This is a genomic window from Kitasatospora sp. LaBMicrA B282, from assembly GCF_050325825.1.
Taxonomy (GTDB): domain Bacteria; phylum Actinomycetota; class Actinomycetes; order Streptomycetales; family Streptomycetaceae; genus Kitasatospora.
The window spans coordinates 1-11,060 of record NZ_JBNQTI010000224.1; the positions used below are offsets into that span (position 1 = coordinate 1).

Here is an 11,060-nt window from a genome sequence, read left to right on the forward strand (position 1 = left end):
CGGCGGTCGGCGTCCCCGGGACCGGCGACGCGCCCGGGGCGGCCGGCTCGGCCCGACCCCGGCTGAAGCCGCGCTGGAAGGACCGGAACGCGGCCCGCGCCTCCTCCGGCGTCCGCTCGCGCGGCTGCTGCGGATTCGCCGCGCGCTCCGCCTCGCGGGCGGCGGCCTCCTTCAGCTGCGGCGCCAGGTTGGCCTGCCGCACCCGGCGCGGCAGCAGCCCGCCGGCCGGGGGCACGCCGCCCGCCGCCGGTGCCGCAACCTCCGCCCGCTCAGCGGACTCTGACGTCTCATCAGTACTGTCCGACGCCTCGTCAGCTGTCGTCCCGGACGCCGGATCCTGCCGCCGGTGCCGACCGGTGCCGACCGGAGCGGGGACCAGCGCCGGTCCGCCCGCCGCACGCCGCCGCGGCAGCCCGCCGGGCGTCCGGGCCGGCTCGGCGTCGACCGCCTGCGGACCGGTGCTCGTCCGCTGGTGCGCACCGCGCCGGCCCTCACCCCCGCGCGACCGCACCAGGCCGCCGGCCCCACCGGCCACCGCCACCAGGTCCCGCTGCCGCGGCTGCCCGGTCCCCGCCCCAGACCCGGCCCCGGCCGCACCCCCAGCCCCACTCGACGCCGCCGTCGTCGGCGCCGCAACTCCCGCTGCCCCGGTCCCCGGCGCCGTCCCGCCCGCACCCGCGCCACCCGAACCCGCACCCGCACCCGCACCCGCACCCGCCGCGACGGGTGCAGCGCCCCCCGGCACCTCCGCCAGCAGCTCGCGCGGTATCAGCACCACCGCCGTGGTCCCGCCGTACGGCGAGGCCCGCAGGCTTATTCGGATCCCGTGCCGCCGGGCCAGCCGGCTGACCACGAAGAGCCCGAGCCGGTCGGTGTCGGCCAGGTTGAAGGCCTGCTCGATCTCCAGTCGCTGGTTGATCTCCACCAGCGCCGTCTCGCTGAGTCCCAGCCCGCGGTCGTCGATCTCCAGCGCGAAGCCGTGCGCGACCACCTCGCCCTGCACCGTCACCTGGGTCTGCGGCGGGGAGAAGACCGCGGCGTTCTCGACCAGTTCGGCGATCAGGTGGGTGACGTCGGCGACCGCGGTGCCGACCAGTCCGGTGCCGGGGAAGGGGCGGACGATCACCCGAGCGTAGTCCTCGACCTCGCCGACCGCCGCGCGCACCACGTCGACCATCCGGACCGGCTTGCGCCAGGCCCGCCCGGGCGAGCCGCCAGAGAGGATGATCAGGCCCTCGGCGTGCCGCCGCATGCGTGTGGTCAGGTGGTCGAGCTTGAACAGGTCCTCCAACTCGGCCGGGTCCTCGGTGCGGCGCTCCATGGTGTCCAGCAGGGTCAGCTGCCGGTGCAGCAGCACCTGGCTGCGCCGGGCCAGGTTGACGAAGACGGCCGACACCCCGCGGCGCAGTTCGGCCTGCTCCACCGCGGCCTGCACCGCGGCCCGTTGCACCTGGTTGAAGGCGCGCCCGACCTGCCCGATCTCGGCCTCACCGAACCTCAGCTCCGGGGCCTCGGCGGCGACGTCCACCGGCTGGCCGTCACGCAGCCGCTGCATCACCGAGGGCAGCCGGGCACCGGCCAGCTCGTGGGCGGCGTTGCGCAGGCCGACCAGGTCGCGGACCAGTCCGCGCCCGATCCGCAACGAGATGAGCACCGAGAGCACGATCGCGATCAGGCCCACCACACCGGCGATCGCCCCGCGCCAGAGCAGGCCCATCGCGTAGGAGTCGGCCCGGGCGCCGAGGCTGTCGGCCACCTTGTCGTTCTCCTGGCTGAGGTCGTCCAGGACCTGGCCGGCCGTCCGGTGCCAGGTGGACTCGGAGACGGTCAGCACCACGTCGGCCGGTTGGGCGGCGCTCTGGATCTCGCGGTCGGCCAGGTCCAGCTCCTGCCAGTCCTGGCCGTTCCGCAGCGCCAGGTAGTCGCCCTGGTCGGGCTGGTCCAGCTCGGCGATGTAGATCTCGAAGAGCGCCTGCTGGTTGTGCATCGGGTCGAGCACGGCCTGCTGGCCGGCCGGGGTCGGCTGGGCGTCGCCCTGCAGCCCCTCCATCGCCGCGTCCTGCTGCGACAGGTACTCCCGGGCCCGGGTCAGCTCGATCAGGATGGTGCCCTGGCGCGGGAGTTGCCCGGTCTGCTGGCTGACGAAGGCGGACCGGAAGTCGAAGGCGGGCTGGATCAGCCCGCTGTACTGGGTGATCGCGAAGCCCCAGCTGATCGACTGCTGGCCGACCTGGCCGCGCAGCAGGGTGAGCTGCCCGGCCGCGCCGAGCAGGTCCTGCACCCGGGCCCGCTCGGTCTTGGTGAGCCGGCCGGAGCCCGGCCCGGTGGCCTTCTGCCGCAGCACGGCCAGGTCCTGATCGGTGGTCTTCTGCGCGTTCAGGTAGTCGTTCTGCACGTCGGCGGCCTGCGGGCGGGCCAGCAGGATCACCCCGGCCCGGCGCTCGTCCTGCAGGTCGCGGACCACCTGGTCGACCGGGGCGCCGAACGCCTTGTAGGTCGAGGCCACGCTCAGCTGGGTCCAGAAGTCGCTGGTGGTGACCAGGGTGGCGTAGGCCCACAGGCCCACCAGCGCCACGATGGGCACCAGGAGCAGCGCGATGATCTTCGCGCGGATCGAGCTGCTGCGCAGACGCATGGAGTCCTCGGGTGGCTGGGCCCGGGTGGGAGTCTGCGCGAGCTTACTACCCATTGCCGACCGGTTCGACGGGTCTTGGCGATCGAACCTGATCCGTTGTTCAAGAAGATGGTCGCCAATGTTGACAGGCCCATGACCTGCGAGGGGCGGGCCCAGGACCCGTGACCCGGGCCTCCCATGACGCCGCCTCGGTCACGGCCGCCCCACCCGTCCCGTGCACAGCTCGCACCCCGCGCCCGCCCACGGTGCACACCGTGCGTGTCCCATCCGGTCGTCATGCGCATCCGGTGTCCGTCCCGGGGCGGTTTGGCGCGACCCTGGGCAGCGCCCCGGCGATCGGCTACCGTGCCCAGTGCGCCCCGGGAGGTCACCGTCGGTCTCCGCACGGGCCACGGCGGGCCACCGACCGCCGTCGGCAGCGGGGCCGGAGAGGGCCCAAGGATGCTGCACGAGTCGAGCACCCCGCCACTGGCGCCGCCCGCGTCCGGCGGACTCGCCGACTCGGTCTTCGAGGCGGCCGAACGCACCCCCGAGCTGGTCCAGTTGGCCCGCAGGACGGCCGCCGGACGGTGGGCCCCGGTGACCGCGGCCGCCTTCCGCGACCAGGTGCTGGGCCTGGCCAGGGGGCTGCTGGCGCGCGGCGTGCAGTTCGGCGACCGGGTCGCGGTGATGTCCCGCACCCGCTACGAGTGGACCCTGTTCGACTACGCACTCTGGTCGATCGGCGCGATCCCGGTCCCGGTGTACCCGACCGCCGCCGCCGAGCAGGTGCGCTGGATCCTGGCCGAGACCGACGCGGTGGCCTGCGTGGTGGAGAACGAGGACCACGCGATGACCATCGGCGCGGTCTGCGACGCGCTGCCCCGGCTGTCCGGCATCTGGCAGATCGACCAGGGCTGCGTGCGCGAGCTGACCGCCGACGGCGCCGGGGTGCCGGAGGGCCTGGTGCACCGCCAGCGGGCCGGGGTCACCGCCGAGTCCATCGCCACCGTCATCTACACCTCCGGCACCACCGGGAGACCCAAGGGCTGCCTGCTCACCCACGGCAACTTCACCGCCGAGGCGGACAACGTGCTGGCCGGCTGGCGCGAGGTGTTCAGCGCCGGGCCGAACGAGCAGCCGGCCACCCTGCTCTTCCTGCCGCTGGCCCACGTCTACGCGCGAATGGTCCAGGTGGCCGCGGTGCGCGGCGGGATCCGGCTGGGCCACCTCGGCGAGCTCGGCTCCGAGGTGCTGCTGCCGGCCCTCGGCTCGTTCCGCCCCACCTTCCTGCACGCCGTCCCCTACGTCTTCGAGAAGCTCTACGACTCGGCCCGGCGCAACGCCGAACTGGCCGGCCGCGGCGAGACCTTCGAACAGGCCGCCGAGCTCGCCCGCACCTGGGCCAGGGCCACCGAGCGGCGCGGCCTGCAGCGCGGGTCCGGCCCGGGACCCGCGCTGCGGGTGCGCCACCTCGCCTACGACCGGCTGGTCTACCAGCGGATCCGGGCCGCGCTCGGCGGCCGGGTGCGCAGCGTGGTCTGCGGCGGCTCCTCGCTCCGCCGCGAGCTGGGCCTCTTCTTCGCCGGCGCCGGCCTGCCGGTCTACGAGGGCTACGGGCTGACCGAGACCACCGCGGCGATCACCGCCAACCCGCCCGACAGCCCCAAGTTCGGCACCGTCGGCAAGCCGATCCCCGGCGCCGGGGTGGCGATCGCCGAGGACGGCGAGGTGTGGGTGCGCGGCGGCGGCGTCTTCACCGGCTACCTCAACCACCCGCGCTGCACCGCCGAGGCGCTGCACGACGGCTGGCTGGCCACCGGCGACCTCGGCAGCCTGGACGAGGACGGCTACCTGACCATCACCGGGCGCAAGAAGGACGTGATCGTCACCAGCAGCGGCAAGAACCTGGCCCCCGCCGCCCTGGAGGAGCGGGTGCAGGCGCATCCGCTGGTGGCGCACTGCGTGGTGGTGGGCGACAACCGCCCGTACGTGGCGGCGCTGATCACCCTGGACCCCGGCGCCCTGGAGCACTGGCTGCAGGCCCGCCACCGGGCCCCGGTGGACGATCTGACGGCGCTGGCCGACGAGGAGCTGCACACCGAGATCCAGCGCGCGGTGGCGGCGGCCAACACCGCCGTCTCGCGCGCCGAGTCGATCCGCGCCTTCCGCCTGCTGCCGGGCTCCTTCACCGTCGAACAGGGGCTGCTCACCCCTTCGCTCAAGCTGCGCCGGCAGGCGATCGCCCAGTGGTACGCGGCCGACATCGAGGCCCTGTACAGCCCGTGACCGCCTCCATGACCACCACCGCGCCCGCCCCCGCGACCGCCCCCGCGCCCGCCCCCGCCCCCGCGCCCGCCTCCAGCGGTTGCTGACCTGAAGTCAGGCTTAAGTCGGGGCAGGGCCCTTGACCTCCCAGTTGGTCTAGTCCACTTTATTGGGGCGGGTCCCGCCCCGGAGCCCGCACGCCACCGGCCGCGCTCCCCCACGCCGCGCGCCGGGTGGTCCCCCACTGCCGAATTCCGGAGAGGCTCCGATGGAACGCGCCCAACGCCCACCCGTGCCACCCGCCCCCACCGACCGGCCCGGCCGCCACCGGCGCCGCCGCGCCACCGCCCTGACCGGCGCCCTCGCCGCCCTCGGCCTGCTGGCCGGCGCGGCCACCGCGCTGGCCGGCGGCGGCTCCGCGCTCGCCTCCTCGGTCGCCCCGGCCACCGGCGGCGCCCTGAGCAGCAACTGGTACGCCTCCGCGCCCTACCTGATGCCCGAGGACAACAGCGCGCCGGACGCCGGCGCGGTGATGGACGCCACCGGCCAGAAGGCCTTCCAGCTGGCCTTCGTGCTGGACTCCGGCGGCTGCACCCCGGCCTGGGGCGGCACCTCCTCGATCGACACCGACACCACCATCCCCGCCGTGATCCAACAGATCCGGGCCAAGGGCGGCGACGTGTCGGTCTCCTTCGGCGGCTACGGCGGCAACAAGCTCGGCCAGGACTGCGGCACCCCCGAGGCCACCGCGGCGGCCGAGCAGAAGGTGATCACCAAGTACGGCCTGCACGCGATCGACTTCGACCTGGAGGAGCCGGAGTACGAGAACGCCACGGCGATCCACAACGAGATCGGCGCGGCCAAGATCCTGCAGGCCGACAACCCGGGGATCTACATCTCGATCACCACCGCCGGAACCACGGCCGGCACCGGCTGGTTCGGCACCCAGATGCTGGACGAGGCCAAATCGCAGGGCTTCACCCCGAACAACTACTCGATCATGCCCTTCGACGGCGGCTTCAACGGCGGCAGCTCCCAGGTCGCCGCGCTGACCTCGTTCAACGGCATCCTGCAGACCACCTTCGGCTGGAGCGCGGCCACCGCCTACGCGCACGAGGGCGTCTCGATGATGAACGGGCGCACCGACGCGGCCGAGTACTTCAGCCAGGCCGACTTCCAGACCGTGCTGAACTTCGCCGAGACCAACGGGCTGGCGCGCTACACCTTCTGGTCGGTCAACCGGGACCGGCAGTGCACCCCGGTGGTCGACCCGGGCCTGTCCGGCTCCTGCTCCGGCGTGGTCCAGAACCCGTGGGACTTCACCAAGTACACCGTGCAGTTCGCCGGCGCCACCCCGGTCACCACGCCGCCGACCACGCCCCCGCCCACCACGGCGGGCCCGGGCGGCACCTGCACGCTGCCGCCGTGGAGCGCGAGCACCACGTACACCGCCGGTGACAAGGTCTCCTACAACGGGCACGACTACCACGCCAAGTGGTGGACGCTGAACGAGGTGCCGAGCGCCAGCGGGCCCTACGGCGTCTGGGCCGACGACGGCCCCTGCTGAGTCCCGCGTCCGACCTGCCGCCGACGGCGCGACCGAGGGCCGCCCGGGGAGACCCGGGCGGCCCTCGTCACCTTGCGCCGAGAGCTGTCGAACCGTCAGACGACGTTAGAACCGTCAGACGTTGTTCGAGAAGACCGGCAGGTAGCCGTACTGGTAGCCGGCGGCCGTGGGGTGGTAGCTCTCGTCGATCGGCAGGGTGGTGCTGTGCAGCCACTCGTCGTCGCTGCAGATCTCGTGGCCGCTGAAGGCGCTGCGGACGTCGGCGTAGGTGAAGCCGGCGTTGGCCGCCGCGGTGCTGATCACGCTGTCCAGCTCGTCGGCGGCACCGTTGATCGCGTTGCGGGAGGTGTCGCTGATGCCGAACCAGCAGGAGCCCGGCACCTCGTAGAGGTGCGGGTAGCCGAGGACGACCACCTCGGCGTTGGGTGCCGCGTTTCTGATTGCCGAGTACACCTGGCCCAGCTGGCCGGGCAGGGTGTTCTGGGCGTAGGACTCGTCGCCGGCGACCGAGCTCAGGCACGCGCTGGTGCCGTCGAGGACGCAGGTCTCCATGGTGTTGGCGAAACCGGCGTCGTTGCCGCCGATGGTGATGCTGACCAGGGTGGTGCCGGAGTTCAGGGCCGAGATCTGGTTGCTCAGCACGTCGCCGGTCTTGGCGCCGGAACAGGCGACCGACACGTAGCTGCTCGGGCTGTTCGCCGCGGCCCAGAGTGCGGGGTAGGAGTCGTAGCTCCGGCTGCAGCTGCCGCTGGAGCCGTCGTAGTTACCGGCACCGACGCCGGCCGAGTACGAGTCGCCGAGGGCGACGTAGTTGACCGACGCCGCATTCGCGGGAACGGCCGTGAAAAGCGCGGCCGCGGCGAGCGCCAGGGCGGTGAGGCCACCGGAGACAGCACGGATGGGACGCATTGCACCTCCAACGGGACGGGGAGAGTGACGCGGGTTACTCCGTGGTACCAGCGACACCGAGCCCCGGGAAGTGCCCATGCCAAAGTTGTTGACGGGAATTATCGCCCGGGCAACGGGAGTTGGCCGCGATGTCAGCCGGGCGTCGACTTTCCGAAGTGTTTCCGGAGTCCCGCCGGAATTGCGGTCGATTTGCCCCGGACCCGAAACGCGTGTGCTTTATGAGTCAATCTTCGCTACGGGCACACCACTTCGAGCTCAAAACCCTGACGGTCCACCAGGTGTACCGCCTCCCCCGTGTCCACCCGCACCGTCCAGCCGGCCGCCAGTGCGGCGCCCACCGCCGCCCGCGAGCCGTGCACCGCGAGGTGGTTCAAGCCGGCGCGCAACCGGTCGTGCCCGCCGGGATTGAGCGCCGGTGACTGCTCCAACACCAGGTAGCCGTCGCCGAGCCGCCAGCTGCGTCCGGCCTCCCAGCTCTGGTGCAGCACGCAGCCGAGCGCCAGCAGCACCGGCGCCCACTGGGCCTCGGCCACCGCCAGGTCGTCGACCCAGAGTTCGACGTGGTGGAAAAGACTGTTGCGCGGTCCGGACATGCGAATCCCCCCTCGGATCGTCACCGACCCTAGCCGAACCGTTCGGATCGGCTCACCGGAAACGCACATTCGACGACGCGCTCCCGAGGCCCCCGGTGATCGTCGAGGCCGGGGCGAGCCGCCGCCGAGCAGCGCTGCCGCCGCGCCGCCAGCGGGACGCCCGGAGCGGCGCCGACCCGACCCGAGCCGGGGGCGAGCCGCGCCCCGCCCCCGCCCGGCCGCCGCTCAGCCCAGGCCCGGGAAGACCTCGCACCCCGCCACCGGGAGCTCCTCGATCGCCTCGTTCGCCACCCCGGGCACCCCGAACCGGGTCACCGCGGCCTGCACCGCCGCCCGGGCCTGCCGCAGCCCCGGGGTGCCCCAGCCGAGCAGCTCCACCGCCAGCCCGGGCGCCACCAGCAGCCGCCGGTAGTGCCGCCCGGAGGCCGGGTCGGGCAGGCTCGGGCCGACCCGGCGCAGCACCGCCGCCATCCGGACCCGGGCGCACTCGTGGCCGTTGTTGGCCGAGCCCACCCGGTCGTAGAGGTAGCCCAGGTAGTGCGCCGGGCCGATCACCGCCTGCGCCTCCTCGGCCGCCTCGCGGGCCAGCGCCCGGCCGGGGTCGCCGGCGTCCTCGGGCTCCAGCGAGCCGCCGGGCAGGCTGACGATCCCGTCCTTGGGGTTGACCAGGGTCAGCACCCGGCCGTCCGGGGCGAAGAGCCACCCCCAGGACTGCTTCACCGGCAGCCACTCGGGCACCGGCTCGCCCGGCCGCCAGGGCCAGCCGGCCGCCGGACGACGCCGGATGCGGCCCAGCAGCTCGGCGATCTCCGCGCTGTACTCGATCCGCTGCATGGGTCCCCCTCCGGTGGTCGGGCCGGTCGGACCGGCGTCTGCTGCGAGGTTGCCGGCACCGCGGCGGGGATCGGTGTCGCGCGGGGTCCGACGTGTTGATCTTCCCCGAACAGGAGGTCGATGAACAGCCCTCGCGTCCGCATGGCGCACGCCGGTGCACCCGGTGCCGGGCGTGGTGACCCCCGGTTCGCCCCGCGCCCGCGGCCGCCCCCGGCGAGACCGCCGTCACGTCCTGGGGCCCGTGGGTTGTCGGTGGCGGCCGCTAGGGTCGGGGGCATGCGCCTGCTGCACACCTCCGACTGGCACCTGGGCCGCTCCTTCCACCGGGAGAGCCTGCACGAGGCCCAACGGGCCTTCCTCGACCACCTGGTGGCCGTGGTCCGGGCGGAGCGGGTGGACGCGGTGCTGGTCGCCGGGGACGTGTACGACCGCGCGCTGCCCGGTCTGGAGGCGGTCGCGCTGTTCGACCAGGCGCTGCACCGGCTGGCCGAGCTGGGCGTGCCCACCGTCTTCATCAGCGGCAACCACGACTCGGCCCGCCGGCTCGGGGTGGGCGCCGGGCTGATCGAGCGGGCCGGGATCCACCTGCGCACCGACCCGGACGGGTGCGCCACCCCGGTGCTGCTGGCCGACGAGCACGGCCCGGTCGCCGTGTACGGCCTGCCCTACCTGGAGCCGCTGCTGGTCCGGGAGCGGTTCGGCCTGGAGCGCGGCGGCCACGCGGCCGTGCTCGGCGCCGCGCTGGACCGGGTCCGGGCCGATCTGGCGACCCGCGGACCGGGCACCCGGGCGGTGGTGCTGGCGCACGCCTTCGTCACCGGCGGCGCGCCCAGCGACAGCGAGCGGGACATCGCGGTCGGCGGGGTGGCCAGTGTCCCGGCGAGCCTCTTCGACGGGGTGCACTACGCGGCGCTGGGCCACCTGCACGGCGCGCAGACGCTCGCCCCGCACCTGCGCTACAGCGGCTCGCCGCTCGCCTACTCCTTCTCCGAGGCGCGCCAGCGCAAGACCATGTGGCTGGTCGACCTGGCCGGCGACGGCTCGGTGGCCGCCGAGCGGATCGACTGCCCGGTGCCGCGGCCGCTGGCCTGCCTGCGCGGCCGGCTGGAGCAGCTGCTGGCCGACCCCGCGCTGGCCGAGCACGAGGACTCCTGGGTGCAGGCCACGCTGACCGACCCGAGCCGCCCGGGCGAGCCGATGGAGCGGCTGCGCCGCCGCTTCCCGCACACCCTGCAGCTGCTCTTCGAGCCGGACGAGACCCCGGCCGCCGACGGCCCGGCCTCCTACGCGGCGCGGGTGCGCGGGCGCGACGAGCTCGCGGTGACCGAGGGCTTCGTCCGGCACGTGCGGCCCGGCAGCGAGCTGGCGCCCGCCGAACGGGACTGGCTGCGCACCGGTCTGGAGCAGGTCCGCACCGACCAGGAGCTGCGCGCGGAGCTGCCGCGATGAGGCTGCACCGACTGACCGTCACCGCCTTCGGCCCGTTCGCCGACCGCCAGCAGGTCGACTTCGACGCGCTGGCCGCCGGCGGCCTCTTCCTGCTGCGCGGTGCCACCGGCGCCGGCAAGAGCAGCGTGCTCGACGCGGTCTGCTTCGCGCTCTACGGCGAGCTGCCCGGCGCCCGCCGGGCCAACCGGATGCGCAGCGACCACGCCGACCCGCAGCAGCTCACCCAGGTCACCCTGGAGCTGACCCTGGGCGGCCGCCGACTGGAGATCACCCGGCTGCCCGAGCAGCTGCGCCCGAAGAAGCGCGGCACCGGCTACACCCCGGAGCGGGCCCAGACCCTGCTCCGCGAGTGGGTCGCCGACGCCGGCGAGGGCGGGCCCGGCTGGCGGGCGGTGAGCCGCTCGCACCAGGAGGCCGGCGAGGAGGTGCTGCAGCTGGTCGGGATGAGCCGGGAGCAGTTCTGCCAGGTGGTGCTGCTGCCGCAGGGCGACTTCGCGCGCTTCCTGAAGGCCGACGCCAACCAGCGCGCCGAGCTGCTCGGCAAGCTCTTCGACACCGAGCGCTACCGCCGGCTGGAGTCCTGGCTGGGCGAGCGCCGCCGCGAGCACGAGGCGGCCGTGCAGGCCGACCGGCGCCGGCTGCGCGAGCTGGTCGGCCGGATCGACCAGGCCGCGGGCGGGCTCGGGCTGCCGGCCGCCGACCACCTGCCGGCCGAGGGCGAGCCGGGCAGCGAGGACGGCGTGCTCGCGCAGACCGCGCTGGGCTGGGCCGCGCTGCTGCGCTGCGAGGCGGCCGAGCGCCTGACGGTCGGCGCCGCGGCCCTGGC

Annotated in this window: 8 protein-coding genes; 4 read left to right on the forward strand and 4 right to left on the reverse strand. The window is 74.3% G+C overall.

Translation table 11 applies throughout. From position 1 onward, the window contains the following. A partial coding sequence (locus ACQRUO_RS35840) for a nitrate- and nitrite sensing domain-containing protein (protein ID WP_428320353.1) occupies nt 1-2,635 on the reverse strand: 2,635 nt, incomplete at its 3' end. 444 nt (nt 2,636-3,079) lie between these two features. Between ACQRUO_RS35840 and ACQRUO_RS35845 the strand changes: the two genes are divergently transcribed. Beyond that, nucleotides 3,080-4,903, forward strand: coding sequence for an AMP-dependent synthetase/ligase (locus ACQRUO_RS35845; protein ID WP_428320360.1), 1,824 nt, complete (start codon nt 3,080-3,082; stop codon nt 4,901-4,903). 247 nt (nt 4,904-5,150) lie between these two features. Continuing rightward, nucleotides 5,151-6,449 carry a carbohydrate-binding protein gene (locus ACQRUO_RS35850; protein ID WP_428320354.1) on the forward strand — a complete coding sequence of 433 codons (1,299 nt, stop codon included), beginning with the start codon at nt 5,151-5,153 and terminating at the stop codon, nt 6,447-6,449. A 114-nt stretch (nt 6,450-6,563) separates the two neighbouring features. On the opposite strand, the gene ACQRUO_RS35855 is transcribed toward ACQRUO_RS35850, so the two are convergent. The 3 genes from ACQRUO_RS35855 to ACQRUO_RS35865 form a co-directional block, all read right to left on the reverse strand. Next, complete coding sequence (locus tag ACQRUO_RS35855; RefSeq protein WP_428320355.1) at nt 6,564-7,358, reverse strand: SGNH/GDSL hydrolase family protein; 795 nt, start codon at nt 7,356-7,358, stop codon at nt 6,564-6,566. Between the two features lie 233 nt (nt 7,359-7,591). Continuing rightward, nucleotides 7,592-7,951: a VOC family protein gene (locus tag ACQRUO_RS35860; protein ID WP_428320356.1), complete on the reverse strand. Its 360-nt coding sequence runs from the start codon at nt 7,949-7,951 to the stop codon at nt 7,592-7,594. Between the two features lie 225 nt (nt 7,952-8,176). Next, on the reverse strand, nt 8,177-8,785 hold the full coding sequence (locus ACQRUO_RS35865; RefSeq protein WP_428320357.1) for a hypothetical protein: 609 nt from the start codon (nt 8,783-8,785) through the stop codon (nt 8,177-8,179). A 276-nt stretch (nt 8,786-9,061) separates the two neighbouring features. Here ACQRUO_RS35865 and ACQRUO_RS35870 point away from each other — a divergent pair, with 276 nt between their 5' ends. After that, entirely contained in the window at nt 9,062-10,234 is a 1,173-nt protein-coding gene (locus tag ACQRUO_RS35870; RefSeq protein WP_428320358.1) for an exonuclease SbcCD subunit D, read from the forward strand. Next, nucleotides 10,231-11,060: AAA family ATPase (locus ACQRUO_RS35875; protein ID WP_428320359.1), on the forward strand; the 830-nt coding region annotated here is incomplete at its 3' end. The genes ACQRUO_RS35870 and ACQRUO_RS35875, both read left to right, overlap by 4 nt.